At 66.4% G+C, this 19,112-nt stretch carries 19 protein-coding genes; 8 read left to right on the forward strand and 11 right to left on the reverse strand.

The genetic code is table 11. The features are described from left to right. The first annotated feature begins 22 nt into the window (after nt 1-22). From holB to H0A72_RS14740, 3 genes are all read left to right on the forward strand, one after another. The gene (holB, locus tag H0A72_RS14730; protein WP_180156627.1) at nt 23-1,063 is read left to right on the forward strand and encodes a DNA polymerase III subunit delta'; all 1,041 of its coding nucleotides are present in this window, start codon (nt 23-25) and stop codon (nt 1,061-1,063) included. 93 nt (nt 1,064-1,156) lie between these two features. Then, nucleotides 1,157-1,927, forward strand: a complete 771-nt coding sequence (locus tag H0A72_RS14735) for a TatD family hydrolase (protein ID WP_180156629.1) — start codon at nt 1,157-1,159, stop codon at nt 1,925-1,927. Between the two features lie 4 nt (nt 1,928-1,931). After that, nucleotides 1,932-2,732, forward strand: a complete 801-nt coding sequence (locus tag H0A72_RS14740; protein ID WP_180156631.1) for an ankyrin repeat domain-containing protein — start codon at nt 1,932-1,934, stop codon at nt 2,730-2,732. Between the two features lie 253 nt (nt 2,733-2,985). On the opposite strand, the gene H0A72_RS14745 is transcribed toward H0A72_RS14740, so the two are convergent. Together H0A72_RS14745 and H0A72_RS14750 are read right to left on the reverse strand one after the other, a co-directional pair. Further along, nucleotides 2,986-3,792 (reverse strand): RsiV family protein, encoded by an 807-nt coding sequence (locus H0A72_RS14745; RefSeq protein ID WP_180156633.1) that lies wholly within the window; start codon nt 3,790-3,792, stop codon nt 2,986-2,988. Further along, nucleotides 3,789-4,487 carry a glutathione binding-like protein gene (locus H0A72_RS14750; protein WP_180156635.1) on the reverse strand — a complete coding sequence of 233 codons (699 nt, stop codon included), beginning with the start codon at nt 4,485-4,487 and terminating at the stop codon, nt 3,789-3,791. The genes H0A72_RS14745 and H0A72_RS14750 overlap by 4 nt, the downstream gene beginning before the upstream one ends. 161 nt (nt 4,488-4,648) lie before the next feature. On the opposite strand from H0A72_RS14750, the gene arsC reads away from it, so the two are divergent. The 3 genes from arsC to H0A72_RS14765 all read left to right on the forward strand — a co-directional run bounded on the left by arsC (nt 4,649) and on the right by H0A72_RS14765 (nt 7,337). Next, a complete protein-coding gene (arsC, locus tag H0A72_RS14755) occupies nt 4,649-4,993 on the forward strand; it encodes an arsenate reductase (glutaredoxin) (protein ID WP_180156637.1) in 345 nt (114 codons plus the stop codon). Between the two features lie 54 nt (nt 4,994-5,047). Then, nucleotides 5,048-5,914: a DMT family transporter gene (locus H0A72_RS14760; protein WP_180156639.1), complete on the forward strand. Its 867-nt coding sequence runs from the start codon at nt 5,048-5,050 to the stop codon at nt 5,912-5,914. Between the two features lie 64 nt (nt 5,915-5,978). Beyond that, nucleotides 5,979-7,337 carry an NAD(P)H-dependent oxidoreductase gene (locus tag H0A72_RS14765; protein ID WP_180156642.1) on the forward strand — a complete coding sequence of 453 codons (1,359 nt, stop codon included), beginning with the start codon at nt 5,979-5,981 and terminating at the stop codon, nt 7,335-7,337. Here the strand turns inward: H0A72_RS14765 and H0A72_RS14770 are convergent. Beyond that, a complete protein-coding gene (locus H0A72_RS14770) occupies nt 7,313-7,513 on the reverse strand; it encodes a heavy-metal-associated domain-containing protein (RefSeq protein ID WP_180156644.1) in 201 nt (66 codons plus the stop codon). The two genes, H0A72_RS14765 and H0A72_RS14770, sit on opposite strands and share 25 nt — an antisense overlap. Nucleotides 7,514-7,613: 100 nt before the next feature. Between H0A72_RS14770 and cueR the strand changes: the two genes are divergently transcribed. Continuing rightward, nucleotides 7,614-8,033 (forward strand): Cu(I)-responsive transcriptional regulator, encoded by a 420-nt coding sequence (gene cueR / locus H0A72_RS14775; RefSeq protein ID WP_180156646.1) that lies wholly within the window; start codon nt 7,614-7,616, stop codon nt 8,031-8,033. Here the strand turns inward: cueR and H0A72_RS14780 are convergent, their stop codons facing one another. The 5 genes from H0A72_RS14780 to H0A72_RS14800 all read right to left on the reverse strand — a co-directional run bounded on the left by H0A72_RS14780 (nt 8,034) and on the right by H0A72_RS14800 (nt 14,005). Then, nucleotides 8,034-9,311, reverse strand: a complete 1,278-nt coding sequence (locus H0A72_RS14780; RefSeq protein WP_180156648.1) for an arsenic transporter — start codon at nt 9,309-9,311, stop codon at nt 8,034-8,036. It lies immediately after the preceding gene. Between the two features lie 250 nt (nt 9,312-9,561). Continuing rightward, entirely contained in the window at nt 9,562-10,011 is a 450-nt protein-coding gene (gene azu, locus H0A72_RS14785; protein ID WP_180156650.1) for an azurin, read from the reverse strand. Between the two features lie 222 nt (nt 10,012-10,233). Beyond that, the gene (locus tag H0A72_RS14790; protein WP_180156652.1) at nt 10,234-11,106 is read right to left on the reverse strand and encodes an LOG family protein; all 873 of its coding nucleotides are present in this window, start codon (nt 11,104-11,106) and stop codon (nt 10,234-10,236) included. 73 nt (nt 11,107-11,179) lie between these two features. Then, nucleotides 11,180-13,561: a catalase gene (locus H0A72_RS14795; RefSeq protein ID WP_180156654.1), complete on the reverse strand. Its 2,382-nt coding sequence runs from the start codon at nt 13,559-13,561 to the stop codon at nt 11,180-11,182. Nucleotides 13,562-13,636: 75 nt separating this feature from the next. Beyond that, the gene (locus tag H0A72_RS14800) at nt 13,637-14,005 is read right to left on the reverse strand and encodes an ElaB/YgaM/YqjD family protein (RefSeq protein ID WP_180156656.1); all 369 of its coding nucleotides are present in this window, start codon (nt 14,003-14,005) and stop codon (nt 13,637-13,639) included. A 168-nt stretch (nt 14,006-14,173) separates the two neighbouring features. Between H0A72_RS14800 and H0A72_RS14805 the strand changes: the two genes are divergently transcribed. Further along, the gene (locus H0A72_RS14805; protein ID WP_180156658.1) at nt 14,174-16,198 is read left to right on the forward strand and encodes an oxidoreductase; all 2,025 of its coding nucleotides are present in this window, start codon (nt 14,174-14,176) and stop codon (nt 16,196-16,198) included. 33 nt (nt 16,199-16,231) lie between these two features. On the opposite strand, the gene H0A72_RS14810 is transcribed toward H0A72_RS14805, so the two are convergent. Genes H0A72_RS14810 through H0A72_RS14820 form a run of 3 tightly spaced genes read right to left on the reverse strand, consistent with a single transcriptional unit; the run spans nt 16,232 to nt 19,101 of the window. Further along, nucleotides 16,232-17,101, reverse strand: coding sequence for an NAD(P)-dependent oxidoreductase (locus H0A72_RS14810; RefSeq protein WP_180156660.1), 870 nt, complete (start codon nt 17,099-17,101; stop codon nt 16,232-16,234). A gap of 34 nt (nt 17,102-17,135) precedes the next feature. Beyond that, nucleotides 17,136-18,113 (reverse strand): 2-hydroxyacid dehydrogenase, encoded by a 978-nt coding sequence (locus tag H0A72_RS14815; RefSeq protein WP_180156662.1) that lies wholly within the window; start codon nt 18,111-18,113, stop codon nt 17,136-17,138. Nucleotides 18,114-18,120: 7 nt separating this feature from the next. Beyond that, nucleotides 18,121-19,101, reverse strand: coding sequence for a Bug family tripartite tricarboxylate transporter substrate binding protein (locus H0A72_RS14820; protein ID WP_180156664.1), 981 nt, complete (start codon nt 19,099-19,101; stop codon nt 18,121-18,123). Between the last annotated feature and the right edge of the window lie 11 nt (nt 19,102-19,112).

Here is a 19,112-nt window from a genome sequence, read left to right on the forward strand (position 1 = left end):
CCGCAAGACGGCTTGTTCGCCCATGAGCGACCTGCTGCCTTTTCTGCCCTGGCACCATGACATCGCCCAGGCTTGGCTCGGGCGGCGCGACCGCTTCGCGCACGCCTGGCTGATCCACGGCCTTGCCGGCATCGGCAAGCGGCAATTCGCGCTTGCCGCCGCCGCCAGCCTGCTGTGCGAAGCGCCCCGGCAGGGGCTGGCGTGCATGCAGTGCGCCGCCTGCCTGTGGCTGTCCAGCGGCAGCCATCCCGACCTGCGCCGCATACGGCCCGACGCCGTTGCGGCCGAAGAGGGCGCCGCCGCCGGCGAGCAGGAAACCGAGGAATCCAAGAAAGCGCCTTCCCGCGACATCCGGGTCGAACAGCTGCGCGCGCTGGGCAATTGGTTCAACACCGCTACGCATCGCGGCGGATGGCGCGTGGCGGTGGTGTACCCGGCCAGGGCCATGAACGTGATCACCGCCAACGCCTTGCTGAAAGTGCTCGAGGAACCGCCGGAGCACACGGTGTTCCTGCTGGTCGCGGACGCGCCGGACCTGCTCCTGCCCACGCTGGTGTCCCGCTGCCGCCGCTTGCCGCTGCCCGTGCCCGACGCGCGGCAAAGCCGTGCATGGCTGGAATCGGAAGGCATAGCGGACCCCGATCAATGGCTCGCCGCGGCGGGCGGGGCCCCGTTGCTGGCGCGCCGGCTCGCGCAGTCCGGCGCCGGTCCCTGCCCGGAGTGGCTGGCAAGCTTCATTGCCGGCCTGGCCGACGGCCCTGGCCGGGACATCGGGGCGCTGGCCGACGAGCTCGAGAAAATCGCCCCGGAAGTCTGGATCGACGCCTTGCAGCGCATGTTCATCGACCTCTCGCTCGCCTCGGCCGGCAGCCCGGTGCGCTACTTCCCCGCCCTGGCCCGGCATACGCAGCGCGTCGCCGCCCGGGCTTCCGCGATCCGGCTTTCGGAAACGGGCAAATGGCTGGCGCAACAGCGGGCGGTGGCCCATCATCCGCTCAGCGCCAAGCTCTTCACGCACAGCACATTGCAGCGCAGCGCGCTGGCTTGCCTGCCCACGGGCTGAACGCGGCCGCCCTAAAATCGCTACACTCACGCTTTGGACCCGCGGGCGCGGCCTTCGCGCCGGCCCGCACAGAACGATAGAACGCCTGACATCATGTTTGTTGATTCGCATTGCCATCTGGACTTCCCGGACCTGGCGAACCGCCTTCCCGAAATACTCGACCGCATGGCGCGGAACCAGGTCACGCATGCGCTGGTGGTCAGCGTCAACATGCCCGACTGGCCCCGCCTGATGGAACTCGTCGCGCCGCATCCGAACCTGTTCGCGTCGGTGGGCGTGCATCCGGATTACGAAGACGCCTACAACCCCAGCGTGGAAGAACTGGTGGCCAACACACGTTCTCCCAAAGTGGTGGCCATCGGGGAAACCGGGCTGGACTATTTCCGCATGTCCGAACCGCTGGAATGGCAGCGCGAACGCTTCCGCACCCACATCCGGGCGGCTCGTGCCGCCGGGCTGCCGCTGATCATCCATACCCGGGCCGCCAGCGCCGACACCCTGCGCATCATGAAGGAAGAAGGGGCGGACCAGTGCGGCGGCGTCATGCACTGCTTCACGGAATCCTGGCAGGTCGCGCAGGCCGCCATGGAAATGAACTTCCTGATCTCGCTTTCAGGCATCGTCACCTTCAAGAAGGCGGAAGAGCTCCACGAAGTCGCGCGCAAACTGCCCCTGGACCGGCTCCTGATCGAAACGGATTCCCCCTACCTCGCGCCCACGCCCCATCGCGGCAAGACCAACGACCCGTCCCTGGTCCTGCACGTGGCGGAAAGAATCGCCGAACTCAAGGGCCTGCCCCTCAGCCAGGTCGCGGAACACAGCACACGAAACTTTTTCACGCTTTTCAGCAAAGCGAAGGAATGAGCACATGAAACGCATCGCACTGGGCCTGGCCGGCCTCGTCCTTTGTGCCGCGAGCCACGCGGCGACGCCCGCAGGCTGGTGGAACGACATCGCCAACGACCGCGCAAGCTCGGTGCAGACCATGCTGGCTCGCGGAGCCGACCCCAATGCAGTGAGCCCGCAGGGCCAGCCGGCGATCATGCAGGCCATACGCAGCGGCGCCTGGGACGTTTATGAAATCCTCGCCCGCAACCCCAAGACCAACCTGAACATCACCAACGCCAACGATGAAACACCCCTGATGTATCTCGCCGTGGTGGGCGAAACCGCCCGCGCCCAGACCCTGATCAAACGCGGCGCGCAAGTCAACCGCCTGGGCTGGACGCCCTTGCAGTACGCCGCCTCCAAAGGCCATCTGGAGACCGTGCAAATGCTGCTGGCCAACCAGGCCATCGTGAACGCGCCGGGTCCCGACGGCACCACGGCGCTGATGATGGCGGCACTGTCCGGCAAACAGCCGGTCGTCCAGGCGCTGCTCGACGCCGGCGCGGATCCCACCATGGTCAACCTGAAAAAACAGGACGCCGCCTTCTGGGCGCGCCTCCGAGGCCACGACGCGCTGGCCGACAAGATCGACGCCCTCACCAAGCGCATACTCGCGGACCGCCGGGACCTGCGCGCCGGCACCGGCGCAGCAAGCCAGGCCCCTACACCCGCCGTCGACCTGGACGCGCCATCCCCCCAGAGCCGCCAGCCCGCAGCCCGGACCGACTCGTCCACGTCGAAGTATTTCGACCTGGACAGATTCGAAAAAGAGGACGATTGATCAGGGAGGGCCGGCCCCCATGGCGGGCAAGCCCACCAGAACCAGTCTACCCAGCTAGAACCAGTCTACCCGGCATGCCGCTGCCATCATCGGTTCAATCACAATGGGCGCAGGGCTGATTGGCGTATCGGGGCAGCGGGCGATTATGCGCAGGCGCCGGTTTTGGCTTGGCTCCAGGGATGCAAGGGCGCGGCTATATCCTGATGAACAACACACCCAGCAGACTCACCGCAAGAACCCACACCCGCAACGCCTACCCCGGCAAATACTCCGGCCGCAGCACCCCTCGCAACTGCTCATACGGAATCAGCAATTCCGGCTGTCCCGAAGAATAGGGCGCAATCTGATACGAATCGTACTTGACCGCCACCCCGCCATCCGTCAGCCCGAAATTCTCGCTCGGCTGAAAAGGCCACACCCGCCGGAACCCCTCCGGATCGAGCTGCGCATCCGGATGCGCCCGCAGCCATTGCTCATGCACGCGCCGCAGCGCCGACTCGAAAGCCGGCCTGCCCCCGCCCGCCAGCACATCGTTCAGGCCCAGCACCCTTTGCCTGTCGTTGTCCCAATTCAGGAATTGCGTGGCCGACATCCCGTGCGCGGCGCCCGTCTTGTACAGCCAGCTGTTCAGCTCGACGAGCGTGATGTGCCGATTACGATAGCGCGTGCGGGCCGAAAGCAGCGTGGAGTCCCGGGGCGCGGCGGTTTTCCAGAAGTATTCCTCGTACCCGGCGATGGTCGAGTACGGCGGCGCCGTATTGCCCGCGACCTCGGTCATGGTGGCCAGCGCGTGGTCGATGAGTTCGGTCAGCCGGGGGACGCCGGGAAAAACCAGGGAATCGAGCTCGAGCTTGGGGCATTCGCCCTTGCAGCCCGGCTTGCTGCGTTCCCATTTGACGGGCTGGGTAAAGAGGCCGTCCTTGCTCGTTTGCTCGGCCGTCTGGGCCGGAATCAGCGAGATATTGTCCTTGGGCCCGCTGGCGCAAGCGGCCAGCAGGGCGGAAAAAGCGATGGCCGCGGCGCCGCGGGCGGCGCGTGCCGGAAAGAGTATGGTTTTCATTTGACCGTGCCGGCGTCCTGTCCGAACAACAGCTTCCGCGCCGCCTCGTCGTGCGGGGCGGGAGCGGGATTGATTTCCTTGACCAGGTCATAGGCCCGCCGCGTGGCCGGGCGGGCGGCAATGGCTTCGAACCAGCGCTTGAGATGCGGAAAATCGTTCAGGTCCTGGCTTTGGCGTTCGTGCGAGACCACCCACGGATAGCATGCCATGTCGGCGATGGAATATTCCTTGGCGATGAATTCCCGGTCGGACAGCTGCTTGTTCAGCACCCCGTAGAGCCTGCCGGTTTCGCGCACATAGCGGTCGATGGCATAGGGGATTTTTTCGGGGGCATACACGTTGAAATGGTGGTTCTGCCCCGCCATCGGGCCCAGGCCCGCCATCTGCCAGAACAGCCACTGCAGGACGTCGTGGCGCCCGCGCAGGTCTTGAGGCAGGAAGCGCCCGGTCTTTTCCGCCAGGTAGAGCAGGATGGCGCCGGACTCGAACACGGACAGCGCGGGCCCGCCGTCGGCCGGTTCGTGGTCGACGATGGCCGGGATGCGGTTGTTGGGTGAGATTTTCAGGAAATCGGGCTGGAACTGGTCGCCTTTGCCGATATTGATGGGGAATATCTTGTAGGCGAGGCCGGTTTCCTCGAGGAACATCGTGATCTTGTGCCCGTTCGGGGTAGTCCAGTAATACAGGTCTATCATGCGGAGCCTTTCAAGGGTTCAACGGAGGGAAGGGCGTCGATGTACTTTACCACGCGCCCGGTCGCACATACGAGGCCGGGCGCCGCGCCAGCGCGGCCCCAGGCGCGATGCCATGCGTTAATATGTCGCTTTCGTGACAAGAACATGACAACGATACGGCAATGAACAGGATCTATCACAATCCCCGCTGCGGCACCTCGCGCAGCGTCTTGCAAACCCTGCAGGACCGCGGCCTCCAAGTCGAAATCATCGAATACCTGAAAACCCCCTTGTCGCGCGCCGAGCTGGCCCGGCTCATCGCGGACGCCGGCCTCACGCCCGGGCAGGCGATCCGCGAAAAAGAAGACATCTACCGCGAACTGGGCCTGGACGATCCCTCCGTCGGCGACGAGCGCCTGCTCGACGCCATGGCCGAGCATCCCGTGCTGCTGAATCGTCCTTTCGTGGTCACGGCGAAAGGCACCCGCCTTTGCCGCCCCGCAACGGTGATCGAAGAAATAATCTAGCGCCGCCCGGCTCCAAACCCACCGTCCACCGCCCGAGCCTCCGCGCAAAGACCGATGACCCTAGAAACGTTTTTGTTGGTGATTTGCGCCGCCGCGCTGCACGCCACCTGGAACATCATCTCCAAGAAGGCGACCGGCGCCGCCGGGCATTTCGTGTTCTGCTATCGCAGCTTGTCGGCGCTGCTGTACGCGCCCTGGGTCATCTACATATTGCTGGTGGACGGCATGACCTGGACCTGGCCGGCCGTGCTGTTCATTTTCCTGTCCAGCGTGCTGCACCTGGGCTACAGCCTGTGCCTGCAATGGGGCTACCAGGCGGCCGACCTGTCGGTGGTGTACCCCATCGCCCGGGGCACGGGCCCCTTGCTGTCCAGCCTGGCCGCCTTCGTGCTGCTGGGCGAGCCGGCGACCGCCATGGGCCTGGCCGGCATCGGCTGCATCGTCGTCGGCATATTGCTGATCGCCTCGGGCGGGTCGCTGCGCCGCTTCACGACGCCCCATGCCTGGGCCGGCGTGAAGTGGGGGCTTTTCATCGGCCTGTTCATCGCCGCCTACACGGTCACCGACGCCTACACGGTCAAAGTGCTGCTGGTGGCGCCCGTGGTCCTGGACTGGTTCTCCGCCACCGGCGGGGCGGCGCTGCTGGCGCCCCGGGCCTGGGTCCGGCGCAGCGAACTGCTGCGCCAGATGCGCGGCAAATGGCGCTATGCCGTCGCCGTGGGCGCTTTGTCGCCCATGGCATACATACTGGTGCTTTACGCGCTGCAGATGGGCGCCCACGTGAGCCTCGTGGCGCCGCTGCGCGAAACCTCGCTGATGATCGCCACGGTCGCGGGATTCTTCATCCTGAAAGAGAAGGTCTCCCTTCCGCGCGTGGCGGGCTGCGTCATCATCGTCATCGGGGTGGTCTTGCTGGCTTGAGCCGCCGCGGAAATCCGGGCGGGTGTGTGTTTTTTCGCTTACGCGACATGATGGGGACGCTTCCATGAGCCTTTATGCAAAACTACAGAAACGCGCGGCGGACAACGATCCGATACGCGTCGGCCTGATCGGCGCGGGCAAGTTCGGCGCCATGTACCTGGCGCAGATTCCGCGCACGCCCGGCGTGCATCTGGTCGGCATCGCCGACTTGTCGCCGAGCGCCGCCCGGGCGAACCTCGCCCGGGTCGGATGGGACGAGGCCCGCCTGGACGCCGCGTCCCTGCCGGACGCCCTGCGCCGGGGCACGACCTGGATCGGGGACGACTGGCGCGCGCTGGTCGCCATGGACGACATCGACATCATCGTCGAATGCACCGGCAACCCCATCGCCGCGGTCGAGCATTGCCTGGCCGCATTCGACCACGGCAAGCACGTCGTGAACGTGACCGTCGAGGCCGATGCGTTCTGCGGCCCGCTGCTGGGCCGCAAGGCCCAAGAGGCGGGCGTGGTCTATTCGCTGGCCTTCGGCGACCAGCCGGCGCTCATTTGCGACCTGGTCGACTGGGCGCGCACTTGCGGCTTCCCGGTGGTGGCGGCCGGACGCGGCCACAAATGGCTGCCGCACTATGCGCAGTCCACGCCGGAAACGGTTTGGGGCTATTACGGCCTGACGCCCGAACAGGCGGCCCGCGGCGGCCTGAATCCCAAGATGTTCAACAGCTTCCTGGACGGCTCCAAGCCTTCCATAGAAAGCTCGGCCGTGGCCAACGCCACCGGCCTGGGCGTGCCTTCCAACGGGCTTTCATACCCGCCCGCGAGCATCGAAGACATTCCCTATGTGACCCGCCCCGTGAGCGAAGGCGGCGTGCTGGAGCGCAAGGGCATGGTCGAAGTCGTGTCCTCGCTCGAACCGGACGGCCGGCGCATCCCCTATGACATCCGCATGGGCGTGTGGGTGACGGTCGAGGCGGAAACCGACTACATCAAGAACTGCTTCGAGGAATACAACGCCCACACCGACCCCAGCGGCCGGTATTTCACGCTGTACAAGCGCTGGCACCTGATCGGGCTGGAGGTGGGCATGTCGGTGGCGTCGGTGGCGCTGCGCGGCGAACCGACCGGCGTCGCCACGGCCTGGCACGCCGACGTCGTGGCCACCGCCAAGCGCGACCTGAAGCCCGGCGAGATGCTGGACGGCGAGGGCGGCTATACGGTGTGGGGCAAGCTGCTGCCGGCGGGCAAGTCGGCCGCGATGGGCGGCGTCCCCCTGGGGCTGGCGCACAACGTCAAGATGTTGCGGCCCGTGAAGGCGGGCCAGAGCCTGTGCTGGGACGACGTCGCCATGGACACCGCGACGCCCGCCTACAAGATCAGGCGGGAAATGGAGTCGCTGTTTGCTCAGGGGCGTTCCACCGGGCTGTAGCCGGCGTCGCGGATGGCGGCTTCGATGCGGTCGGCGTTGGCGACGCCGCCCACCCTGACGGTATGGGTGGCCAGGTCGATGTCGACCACCGCGTCGGCCGCGACGTCTTTGATGGCCTTGGTGATGGTGGCTTCGCAATGCTTGCAGGTCATGTCCTGCACTTCGAATTCAATCATGGGATACTCCTTTTGTCAGATTGGTAAATCTTAAACCTTCCAACTGTGGTAATGTCAAACCGGAAGCGCGGTTGCTTTTGGATTCGCCGGGAGTGATTTCATGAACATAGGAGAAGCATCGGAGGCGTCGGCCGTTTCCCGCAAGATGATCCGCTACTATGAAAGCATAGGCCTGATTCAGCCGGCGCGGCGCAGCGACGCGGGCTATCGGAAGTATGGGGCGAATGACGTGGAGGCGCTGCGCTTCATCAAGCGGTCGCGGGAGCTGGGGTTTTCGCTGGACCGGATCCGCACGCTGATCGGCTTGTGGGAAGACACGACGCGGCAGAGCGCGGACGTGAAGCGCCTGGCGCAGCAGCATATTGACGAGCTGGACCGCGACATCGCGAAACTGCAATCCATACGCGATCAACTGGCGCATCTGGTGGACTGCTGCCATGGGGATAGCCGGCCGGAATGCCCGATCTTGGCGGATTTGGGGGCACGGAGCCAGAACGTGCCGGAGCAGCAGGGCGGCTGATCAGCTCAAGCGCAAGGCCAGGGCCGCCAGCGTCAGCAGCAGCACCGGCAGCGTCAGCACGATGCCCACCCGGAAGTAATATCCCCACGAAATGACCACCCCCTTGCGCGCCAGCACATGCAGCCAGAGCAAAGTCGCCAGGCTGCCGATGGGCGTGATCTTGGGGCCGAGGTCGCTGCCTATCACGTTCGCGTAAACCATCGCCTCCTTCACCGCGCCGCCCGCCTGCCCCGCGTCGATGGACAGCGCCCCGATCAGCACCGTGGGCAGGTTGTTCATGACCGAAGAGAGCAGCGCCGTGAGCACGCCCGTGCCCACGGCGGCCGCCCACAAGCCATGCTGCGCGAAATAGTCCAGCAGCGCCGTGACCCACGCCGTGAGGCCGGCGTTGCGCAGCCCGTAGACCACCAGGTACATGCCCAGCGAAAAAACGACGATGTGCCAGGGCGCCTCGCGCATGACCTTGCGCGTGCTGATGCGATGCCCGCGCCCGGCCACCAGCAGCAGCGCCGCCGCGCCGGCGGCCGCGATCGCGCTGACCGGTACGCCGGTGTGGCTGAGCCCGAAGAAGCCCGCCAGCAGCCCCGCCAGGACCAGCCAGCCGGCGCGGAACGTGGCGAGGTCCCGGATCGCGGTGCCGGGTTCGGGCAGGCGGTCGTCGTAGGCGGCGGGAATGTCGCGGCGGAAATAAAGCAGCAGCACCGCAAGCGTGGCGCCGATGGACACCAGGTTGACCGGCGCCATCACCGACGCATAACGGGCGAAGCTGATGCCGAAAAAATCCGCCGAAACGATGTTGACCAGGTTGGAGACCACCAGCGGCAGGCTGGCCGTGTCCGAAACGAAGCCGGCGGCCATGACGAAGGCCAGCGTGGCGGCCGGGCTGAAGCCCAGCGCCGACAGCATCGCCATGACGATGGGCGTCAGGATGAGCGCCGCGCCGTCATTGGCGAACAGCGCCGAAACCGCGGCGCCCAGCAGCACGATCAGCGCGAAGAGCGGGCGCCCGCGGCCGCGGCCCCAGCGCGCCACGTGCAGCGCCGCCCATTCGAAGAAGCCGGCCTCGTCCAGCAGCAGGCTGATGACGATGATGGCGATGAACGCCGCGGTGGCGTTCCAGACGATCTGCCAGACCACCGGAATGTCGCTTGGCGCCACCACGCCGGACACGAGGCACAGCGCCGCGCCCAGGCAGGCGCTCCAGCCTATGCCCAGCCCGTATGGCCGCCAGATGACGAGCACCAGGGTCAAGGCGAAAATCAGCGCTGCGATGATCATGTCTGAAGGGGATGGCGATGCGGAAGGGAAACCGCTGCGGCGGGATGCGCGCAGCCTTGCCTGAAGCGGCAGGCGAGTCAGGCGCGATTATAGGATGGATGTGGAAGGAACAGGGAAGGGCGGCGCGGCGACCGGGCAAGGCGCCGGCGAAACCTCCCCGGGCCCGCCCGCGTCATGGCGCGGACGGGCCCGGGGAGGAAGGCGGCGGTGACCCGCCGCCAGGCGAGGCCGGCGCCTGCCGGGAGGCGGATTAAGCGCCTACCTTCAGGGTGCCGGTCATGATGGACCAGTGGCCGGGGAAGGAGCAGAAGAAGACGTATTTTTCGCCGGCGGAAAGCTTGCTGGCGTCGAACTTGACCGAGGTGGATTCACCGCCGCCGATGACCTTGGTATGGGCGATGACGCGGCTATCGCCCGCCTTGACGTAGTCTTTGTCCAGGCCGGCCGCCATGCCGTCGGTGGCCACGCCCTGTTTGTCCGCTTCCTTGGTGATCACGACGTTGTGGCCCATTGCCGCCTTGGGCAGCTTGCCGACGTGCTTCAGGTTGATGGTGAATTCCTTGCACGACTTGTCGACGACGATTTCTTTCGTGTTGAACTGCATGGCGTCATTGCTTTCGACAGTGACATCACATTGCGCGGCCAATGCGGGCAGGCTCATGGCGGAAAGCAGGGCGGCGAAAGTGACTTTGGCTAGCATAGAAATCTCCATAGGGGAAAAGGAAAAAGCGAAGGCAAAACCAGGCGTATGATCGTGTTGCCGGATTTTGCAATTAAAACGCATTACCGCAATCGCGGTCTTGATACGCATCAACCATACCAGTTTTTAACCCATTTCTGCAGCAAGGTTTTGCGCCGGCGGCACGGACTGAAACCCAGTCTTGCAATTCGTCTCGGGCGCTTACCGGCATGCCTACGTCCGTCATACAGGCAGGCATCCGCCCAGCGGCGAGGCCTGCACGTTGAAATGGTTTGCCAGGATTTCCACCGCGTCTTCGGCCTGCTCCACGTGCGTCACCAAAGCGGCGTCATCGTGGCTGATCATGCCTTGTTCCGCCAGGAAATCCAGATCGATGGCGCGGTCCCAGAACTCTTTGCCGAACAGCAGGATGGGTATGGGATCCATCTTGCGGGTCTGGACCAGCGTCAGCACCTCGAACAGTTCATCCAGCGTGCCGTAGCCGCCGGGGAAAGCGACCAGTGCGCGGGCGCGCAACAGGAAATGCATCTTGCGCAGCGCGAAATAGCGGAAATGGAACGCCAGCTCCGGCGTGATGTAGGGATTGGGCTCTTGTTCGTGCGGCAGCGTGATGTTCAGGCCTATGGTCCGGGCCCCGACCTCGTAGGCGCCGCGATTGGCCGCTTCCATGATGCCGGGCCCGCCGCCCGTGACCACGGCGCATTCGAAGCAGGCATTGTTCTGGAACAGCTCGGACATCAGGTGGGTGAAGCGCCTGGCTTCATTGTAGTAGTGCGAATAGCGGACCTGGCGTTCGGCGTCCGCCAGCATGGCGACCATTTCGCGGTCGCGCGGGTTGGCCTCCGCCAGCTCGCGCGCCTGCGCCAGATACGCCTGGGCGGTTTCAGGCGACATGATGCGCGCGCTGCCATAGACCACCACCGTGCGCGTGATCTTGTGCTTGAGCAAAGCATGTTCCACCTTGAGATACTCCAGCTGAAGGCGCAGGGCGCGCGTTTCATCGCTGTTGAGCCACTCCAGATCTTCAGGAGCGGTCCGGTACGCGCTTCCCTGCCTGATCTTTTCCACCAAAGACTGGCGCTCTTCCTTGTTCATCTCTCGCCTCGGATGCCGCTGAAAATAAGCGAGAGTGTAACGCGCCTGGCTTCGGCGCATCCGAGGACGCCGCTCAGACGGCGGGCGGATCGGTTTCCCTGCCGAAATGACGATGCTTGCCCAGCGCCTGGATGAAGCCGTCGGACGCGGAGACATCGGCCACATCGGACACGATCAGGCCCTCCACGTTGCGCGCATTGTGCGGGATGCCGGCGGCGTCCAGCAGCAGCGAGCCCGCTCCCAGCGCGAGCATGGGCTTGCAATGCCGGAACTGGTCGCGCACGAACTCCAGCGCGCGGCCGTCCGCCGCCAGGGCTTCCATGCCCACGGCGCCGTCGGGGATGACCATGGCGTCGAACAGCGGCGCGGGGCTGTTCTCCAGCGTCGCGTCGGCGTCGAGCACCAGGCCGTCCTCGGCCGTGCACGGACCGATGCGGCCGCCCACCAGGCGCACCACGGCGCCTGCGGCGACCAGCGCCTCGGCCACGGCCATGGTCGTGGCGCCGGCGACGTCGTCCGCCACCAGCACGGCGATCTTGCGCGTCACGATGCGGCCGTCTCCGGGCCGGGCCGTCAACGACAGGGCGGGGGACTTGCGCACTTCAGGCGCCGGAGGCCGATCCAGCGCCAAAGGCATGGGGTCGGGCAGCGCCATGCCCAGGCCGTCCGCCACGCTGCGCGCCAGTTCTTCGGACGCATTGCGCAGCATGGAAACGACGCGTTCCCGCACGGCGGGCACGGTCACCTTGCTCAGCTCGAAGGTGAATGCCGCAATGATGTGGCGCCGCTCCGGGCCCGTCTGGCTGTCGAAGAAAAGCGCCGCCTGGTTGTAGTGCTCGCCGAATTTTTCAGGCTTGCCCCGCAGCTCGTCGCCCCGCTGCGGCTCCGGGAAGGAGACGAAGCCCTGCGTGCCCGCCTGGAACGGACAGCCGCCGGCCAGCGAGTTGGGCTCATACGAGACCCCGCCCCGGTGGATGGCCTGGCGGTGCATGCCGTCGCGCTGGTTGTTGTGCACGGGAGCGAGCGGGGCGTTGATGGGCAGTTCGTGGAAGTTCGGCCCGCCCAGCCGCGTGATCTGGGTGTCGATGTAGGAATGGATGCGCCCGGCCAGCAGGGGATCGTTGGTGAAGTCTATGCCCGGCACCACGTGGGCCGCACAGAAGGCCACCTGTTCCGTCTCGGCGAAGAAGTTGTCCGGATTGCGGTCCAGGACCATGCGGCCGATGGGCGTGATGGGCACCAGTTCCTCAGGCACGAGCTTGGTGGAATCGAGCACGTCGAAGCTGAAGGCGTCGGCCTGCTCCTCCGTGAAGATCTGCACGCCCAGCTCCCATTCCGGATAATTGCCCGAATTGATCGCCTCCCAAAGATCGCGCCGGTTGAAATCCGGATCCGCGCCCGATATCTTCACCGCCTCGTCCCAGACCAGCGAATGCGTGCCCAGCAGCGGCGTCCAGTGGAACTTGACCAGCACCGACGCGCCGGCATGATTGACAAAGCGGAAGGTATGCACGCCAAAGCCCTGCATCATGCGGAAGCTGCGCGGGATCGCGCGGTCGGACATCTGCCACATCAGCATGTGCGTGGATTCCGGCATCAGCGACACGAAATCCCAGAAGGTGTCGTGCGCGGACGCGGCTTGAGGCATGGCATGGTGGGGCTCGGGCTTGACCGCGTGCACGAGGTCGGGGAACTTCATCGCGTCCTGGATGAAGAAGACGGGCATGTTGTTGCCGACCAGGTCCCAAATGCCTTCATCGGTATAGAACTTGACCGCAAAGCCGCGCACGTCGCGGGCCGTGTCCTTGGAACCCCGTTCGCCGGCCACGGTGGAGAACCGTACGAAGACGGGCGTGATCTTGCCGGCTTCCTGGAAGGGCGCGGCCGCGGTCAGCTCGGTCAGCGCCTGGTAGCACTCGAAATAGCCGTGGGCGCCCGAGCCCCGGGCATGCACGACTCGTTCGGGGATGCGCTCATGGTCGAAGTGCGTCAGCTTTTCACGAAGAATGAAGTCCTTCAGCAGCGCGGGGCCGCGCAAGCCCGCTTTCAGCGAGTCCTGGTTGTTGGATAGCTGCACGCCCTGGTTGGTCGTCAGCATCCGCCCGCTGCTGTCGGCCCGCACGCGGGCCAGCTCGCCGCTTGCGGCGTTCACGCCCTCCGCCGCCGGCCCGTTGGTTTTTGCCGAGGCATTGTCTTCGGACGGCGTGCCGGCCGTCGCCAGGAAAGACGGAGGCGGCGCGTTTTCACCGGCCACGGGCCGGCGAGCATGCTCCAGGCCGTACTCGGTCTCCTTGTCGCGGTTGTAGGGGCGCGCGGCGGCGGTGGCGTTTCTGCCCTTGGCGTATCGTTCGGGCGTCGAATCGCCGGCGGGCCCGGATGCGGGCCCGCTGTCGGTATTGATGAAGGCGGTGGGCAGAGGGCCCTGCCGCGGGTTCTTCGGGGGACGGGTAGCCATGAGGGGGACTCCAATTCTTGCGGTTTGCCCGGCCGGATTCGGCCGCCGCCCGTCACAGCAATATTCATGCCGTATCTATCTGCGGTGGCAGAGCATCCCCAGCAAGAAGCCCACGCCCGCGGCGCAGGTGATGGCATGCCATGGGCGCGTTTCCACGTAGACGTCCGCGCAATCGATCGCGCGGCGCATATATCCGCTGGCCGCGCCCGTCGCGGTGTCGACCGCGTCGCCAAGCGCGCCCCGGGCCACGTTGAGCTGTTCCCGCAGCCGCTGCTTCAGCGCGGCGATGTCCGTCTGGCTTTCATCGTCCAGAATCTCGTCCAGCTCGTTCAGCCAGACCGCCGCGTCACCCCTTCCGCGCCGGCCGCGTTCGCGTTGGGCGTCACCGCCGCCCCTGCGCCCAGTGTCTCCGGTTTCGAAAGTATCGTTCGGTGTTTCAGCCATGATCGCTCCCCAATAAGTCGTTTGGCCCGGCATGTTCCGGGGTCGAGCGGGGCAGCAATTCGTGTTCCCGGCCAGGGCGGGCGAATTTATTGATATAAATAGCGGGTCGGCCGCAAAGCGTGGCCGCGATGGCGCGGCGCATCCGATCGCCGCAAGGAGCCCACACCTGTGCACAAAGACTTCCCCCATCTGCTCAGCCCCCTGCGGGTGGGCTCGCTGACACTGCCGAATCGCATGGTGATGGGCGCGATGCATACCCGGCTGGAAACCCTGGACCGCCCTCGGCAACGCCTGGCGGCTTTCTATGTCGCGCGGGCGGCCGGCGAAATCGGCCTGATGCTGACGGGAGGCTTTTCGCCGACGCCGGAAGGCGTCATGGAAGCGCAAGGACCCTTGCTGAACAGCGCGGCGCAGCTGCATGAGCACGTCCCGGTCACTTCGGCGGTGCATCGGGCCGGCGGGCGCATCGTCCTGCAGATACTGCACGCGGGCCGCTATGCGAAAGTGGCCGGCTGTGTGTCGCCGTCGGCGGGCAGGGCGCGCATCAACGCCCATGCGCCCAGGCCGCTGGCCACGGACGAGGTCTGGAGCACGGTGGCGAGCTTCGCCCACACCGCGGCGCTGGCGCGCGAGGCCGGATACGACGGCGTGGAGATCATGGGCTCCGAAGGCTATCTCATCAACGAATTCACCGCGGCCTTCACCAATCGGCGCGAAGACGAGTTCGGCGGCGATTTCGACGGCCGCGTGCGGCTGCCCCTGGAGATCGTCAAGGCGGTCCGCGCGCGCGTCGGGCCGGATTTCCTGATCGTCTACCGGATATCGGCCATCGATCTGGTGCCGCAGGGCATGACGGCAAGCGAGGTGGCCGAACTGGCGCGCCGCATCCAGCAGGCGGGCGCCGATCTGATCAACACGGGCATAGGCTGGCACGAATCCGCCATTCCCACCATTGCCGCGTCCGTTCCCAGGGCGGCGTGGGCGGGCGCCGTGCGCAACGTCAAGGACGCGGTATCCATCCCCGTCATGGCGTCGAATCGGATCAACATGCCCGGCGTCGCCGAAGATCTTCTGGCGTCCGGCACGGCGGACCTGGTCTCCATGGCGCGGCCCCTGCTGGCGGACCCCGATTTCGCCAAAAAGACACGCCTCGGCCGAGTGGACGAAATCAACACCTGTATCGCCTGCAACCAGGCCTGCCTGGACCGCATCTTCACCGAGAGCAGCGCGACCTGTCTGGTGAACCCGCGCGCCGGCCGAGAGCTCGAATTGAACGGCGGCCGCGCAAGCCGTCCGCAGCGCCTCGCCGTCGTGGGAGGCGGCCCGGCCGGCATGTCCTTCGCCATCCATGCGGCCGGGCGCGGGCACGATCTCACCCTGTTCGAGGCGGCGGACGCGCTGGGCGGCCAGCTCAATCTGGCCAGGAAAATTCCCGGCAAGGCCGAATTCAACGAACTGCTGCGGTATTTCGAAACCAGCCTGGAACGCGCCGGAGTGGCGGTGCGCCTTGCCACCAGAGTGGATGCCGAACACTTGTGCGCGGGAGGCTACGATGCGGTCGTCATCGCCACCGGCACGGCGCCAAGAAGGCCGGACATCCCGGGCATCGATCACCCCAAGGTCGTCGGCTACCACGACGTCCTGACCGGCCGGGCGCCGGTGGGCGAAAAAGTCGCCATTCTCGGCGCGGGAGGCATAGGCTTCGACGTCGCCGATTTCCTGCTGTCCGACCCGCGGGAATCGCTCGACGTCTCCGCCTTCCAGCAGGCCTGGGGCGTGGACCCGGCCATCGCCGCGCCCGGCGGCTTGCTGGATCTCCAGGCGCCGGCGAGGCCCGCGCGCGAAGTGCATATGTTCCAGCGCAAGCCGGCTCCTTTCGGGCGCAGCCTGGGCAAGTCGACCGGCTGGATACTGAAGTCCAGGCTGCGCAGGGCCCGGGTGGCGATGACGGGCGGCGTCGCCTACGACGCGATCGACGACCGTGGCCTGCACTATACCGTCGACGGGGAAAAAAAATGCTTCGCCGCGGACACCATCATTCTGTGCACCGGGCAGGAGGCCGAGCGCGCGCTTTACGATCAGCTGCGCGCGCGCGGCCTTGCCGGGCACCTGATCGGCGGCGCGCACGAGGCCGGCGAACTGGACGCGCAACGGGCGATCGAGCAGGCGGTGAGGCTGGCGGACGCGCTTTGATCCGGCTGCCCGGATTGCGGCCGGCGCCGCGCGCTACAGTTCGTTCAGCAGCGAGGCCAGTTCGGATGCATAGCGTTCGGGCGCGATCGCGGCCAGGCGCCGGAAGGTGGCGGCCACCGAATCCGCGATGTCGTGGGCGGCGTCGCTGTCGCGCGCCATCTGGGAATAGTAGCCCAGGTCCTTGTTCGCATTGGCCAGCGTGAACCGCAGGGCGGTGGGGTCGCGGTTCAGCAGATAGGGCTTGACGCGCTCCAGGGCGGCGCCGCCGCCGCCGCCTTTCGCAAGCACGTCCACCAGCACGGCCGGGTCGATGTCGGCCCTGGCGGCGCAAGCCGCGGCTTCCCCGAGCAGCGCCACCTGGCCCAGGGAAACGAAGTTGTGCAGCAGCTTCATGCGATGGCCCGACCCCACCGGGCCGGTGTGCGTGATGTTCTCGGCGAAGCTGCGCAAGAGCGGCAGCATTTCATCGAACAGGGCGCGATCCCCGCCCACCAGCAGATTCAAGCGGCCCTCGGCCGCTTCCTTGGGCGTGCGCGTCATGGGGGCGTCCAGGAACCTGCCGCCCCGCTCGGCCACCTGCGCGGCGATGCGCAGGGTGGAAGAGGGAATCGCCGTCGAGCAATCGACGATGGCGGCGCCCGGCCGCAGCCCTTCGAGCACGCCGCCCGGCTGGCACAGGACGGCCTCCACCTGCGGGGAACCGGTGACGCAGAGAATGACGACGTCGGAGTCGGCGGCCAGTTCGCGCGCGCTGCCATAGGCCACCGCGCCCTGCGCGAGCAGGCCGTCCAGCGGCTGGTTGCCGGGGTGTTCCAGTACGCCCAGGTGGTAGCCAGCCTTGCGCACATTGGTGGCGATGCCATGCCCCATCATGCCTATGCCCGCCATTCCGATCTTTTTCATATTGCTCCTTGATGTTGGGTGATGCCGCGGCGCTTCAGCACAGCTGGTTGGCGGGCCTGCTTCCCCTGGACCAGGCTTCGAGGCCCGAGCAGAGGATCTCGCCCATCGCGATGCGCGTGTCTATGGTGCTGCTGCCGATATGCGGCAGCCCGAATACGTTGGGCAGTTCGCGGTAGGCGGGATGGATGTCCGGCTCGCCGGCATACACATCCAGGCCCGCGGCGGCGATGGCGCCGCTGCGCAATGCCTGCACCAGGTCTTCGTCGCGGATGACGTCGCCGCGCGCCACGTTGCAGACGATGGCATGGGCCGGCAGGCGGGCAAGGATGCCGGCATTGACGATGCCGCGGGTGCTTGCGTTCGCCGGGCAGGCGATGCACAGGAAGTCGCTGTGCCCGGCAAGCGATTCCAGGCTTTCGTGATAGTGCGCGCCGACCTCCGCATCGGGCGCCAGGCGGCTGCGGTTGTGGTAATGGACCTGCATGCCGAAGCCCCGGGCGCGCCTTGCGATGGCGCGGCCGATGCGCCCCATGCCCAGTATGCCCAGCCGCTTGCCCCATACGTCGTGGCCGATCAGCTGCAGCGGGCTCCAGCCGGTCCATGTGCCCTGGCGGATGAGCCCGATGCCTTCGATCACGCGCCTGGCGGCGCCCAGCATCAGCAGCATGGCCGTGTCCGCGCAGGACTCATTCAGCACGTCGGGCGTGCTGAACACGGCGATGCCTTTCGCCCGCAAGGCGTCCAGGTCCAGGTGGTCGGTGCCTACGGAGTAGGTGCAGAGCGCCTTGACGGAGGCGGGCAGGGCGGCCGCCAGGCCCCCGTCGATGCGGTTGGTGACCGTGATCACCAGCGCGTCCATGCCTTGCGCGGCCGCAATGAGCGCATCATTGTCCAGCACCCGGCCCGTGCCGTTGTGGGCCGCGCCGAAGCGCTGGACGAACAGGTCCAGCACCGGCGCGGGGAAGGGGCAGGCAACGTAGACGCGCATGGCGGGGGCCGCTGCTTGGCTCATGGCTAGATCACTTGGTCTTGGCGCCGGACGCCTCGACGATCGGGCCCCACTTCTTGCGGTCGCGCTCGATGGTCTTGGCGAATTCGGCCGAGGTGCCGCCCAGGGGCTCGGCGCCTTGCGCGCCCATGGCCTTCTTCATTTCATCGGTCGCCAGGATCTTGTTCATTTCCGCGTTGACCTTCTGCACGATCGCGTCCGGCGTGCCGGCGGGCGCGAGCAAGCCATACCAGACCGTGACGTCGAAATCCTTGTAGCCGCGTTCCGCCACCGTGGGTACATCGGGCGCAATCGCGCTGCGCTTGCTGGACGTGACCGCCAGCGCGCGGATGGAGCCCGCCTTGAGCTGGCCGAAGGCCGATGGCAGGGAAGTGAACAGGATGGGAACCTGGCCGCTCAGCAAGTCGGCCATGGCCGGCGCCGAGCCTTTGTAGGGCACGTGCTGCAGGGTAATCCCGGCCTGTTCCTGCAGCAGCACGGCGGCCAGGTGGGTGATGGTGCCGGCGCCCGGCGAGCCGTAGTCTATGCTGCCCGGTTTTTCCTTGGCCGCCTTGATCATGTCTTCCAGCGTCTTGTAGGGGGAGTCCGCGCGGGTGACGATGATCACCGAGGTGCCCGCCACGTTCACGATGGGCGTGAAGTCCTTCACCGAATCATAGGACAGGTTGGGATACAGCCAGGGCGCCACCGCCAGGTTGTCCACCTGGCCCATCACCAGTTGGTAGCCGTTGGGCGTGGCCCGCGCGGCGCTGGCGATGCCTATGGTGCCGCCGGCGCCCGCCCGGTTCTCGGCGATCACGTTCCAGCCGGTCGATTGCGCCAGATGGGTGCTGACCAGGCGCGTCATGCTGTCGGTGCCGCCGCCCGGCGGGAAGGGGGCGATGATGTTGATCGGGCTGGACGGATAGGCATCCGCCGCGTCCGCCGCCATGGTCGCGGTGGGCGTTGCGAACGCCAGGGGGAGCAAGGCGAGGAATAGCTTACGGATCATGTCGTGTCTCC

Origin of the sequence: Parapusillimonas granuli (genome assembly GCF_013416525.1) — a bacterium.
Taxonomy (GTDB): Bacteria; Pseudomonadota; Gammaproteobacteria; order Burkholderiales; family Burkholderiaceae_B; genus Parapusillimonas; species Parapusillimonas granuli.

What these genes read in the sequence shown, in the direction of transcription:
- H0A72_RS14740 (WP_180156631.1), top strand. Translation starts at nt 1,932, where the DNA reads ATGAAACGCATCGCACTGGGCCTGGCCGGCCTCGTCCTTTGTGCCGCG.
- H0A72_RS14820 (WP_180156664.1), bottom strand. Translation starts at nt 19,101, where the DNA reads ATGATCCGTAAGCTATTCCTCGCCTTGCTCCCCCTGGCGTTCGCAACG.
- H0A72_RS14815 (WP_180156662.1), bottom strand. Translation starts at nt 18,113, where the DNA reads ATGAGCCAAGCAGCGGCCCCCGCCATGCGCGTCTACGTTGCCTGCCCC.
- H0A72_RS14810 (WP_180156660.1), bottom strand. Translation starts at nt 17,101, where the DNA reads ATGAAAAAGATCGGAATGGCGGGCATAGGCATGATGGGGCATGGCATC.
- H0A72_RS14780 (WP_180156648.1), bottom strand. Translation starts at nt 9,311, where the DNA reads ATGATCATCGCAGCGCTGATTTTCGCCTTGACCCTGGTGCTCGTCATC.
- arsC (WP_180156637.1), top strand. Translation starts at nt 4,649, where the DNA reads ATGAACAGGATCTATCACAATCCCCGCTGCGGCACCTCGCGCAGCGTC.
- H0A72_RS14800 (WP_180156656.1), bottom strand. Translation starts at nt 14,005, where the DNA reads ATGGCTGAAACACCGAACGATACTTTCGAAACCGGAGACACTGGGCGC.
- H0A72_RS14735 (WP_180156629.1), top strand. Translation starts at nt 1,157, where the DNA reads ATGTTTGTTGATTCGCATTGCCATCTGGACTTCCCGGACCTGGCGAAC.
- H0A72_RS14760 (WP_180156639.1), top strand. Translation starts at nt 5,048, where the DNA reads ATGACCCTAGAAACGTTTTTGTTGGTGATTTGCGCCGCCGCGCTGCAC.
- H0A72_RS14795 (WP_180156654.1), bottom strand. Translation starts at nt 13,561, where the DNA reads ATGGCTACCCGTCCCCCGAAGAACCCGCGGCAGGGCCCTCTGCCCACC.
- H0A72_RS14745 (WP_180156633.1), bottom strand. Translation starts at nt 3,792, where the DNA reads ATGAAAACCATACTCTTTCCGGCACGCGCCGCCCGCGGCGCCGCGGCC.
- holB (WP_180156627.1), top strand. Translation starts at nt 23, where the DNA reads ATGAGCGACCTGCTGCCTTTTCTGCCCTGGCACCATGACATCGCCCAG.
- azu (WP_180156650.1), bottom strand. Translation starts at nt 10,011, where the DNA reads ATGCTAGCCAAAGTCACTTTCGCCGCCCTGCTTTCCGCCATGAGCCTG.
- H0A72_RS14750 (WP_180156635.1), bottom strand. Translation starts at nt 4,487, where the DNA reads ATGATAGACCTGTATTACTGGACTACCCCGAACGGGCACAAGATCACG.
- H0A72_RS14770 (WP_180156644.1), bottom strand. Translation starts at nt 7,513, where the DNA reads ATGATTGAATTCGAAGTGCAGGACATGACCTGCAAGCATTGCGAAGCC.
- H0A72_RS14765 (WP_180156642.1), top strand. Translation starts at nt 5,979, where the DNA reads ATGAGCCTTTATGCAAAACTACAGAAACGCGCGGCGGACAACGATCCG.
- cueR (WP_180156646.1), top strand. Translation starts at nt 7,614, where the DNA reads ATGAACATAGGAGAAGCATCGGAGGCGTCGGCCGTTTCCCGCAAGATG.
- H0A72_RS14790 (WP_180156652.1), bottom strand. Translation starts at nt 11,106, where the DNA reads ATGAACAAGGAAGAGCGCCAGTCTTTGGTGGAAAAGATCAGGCAGGGA.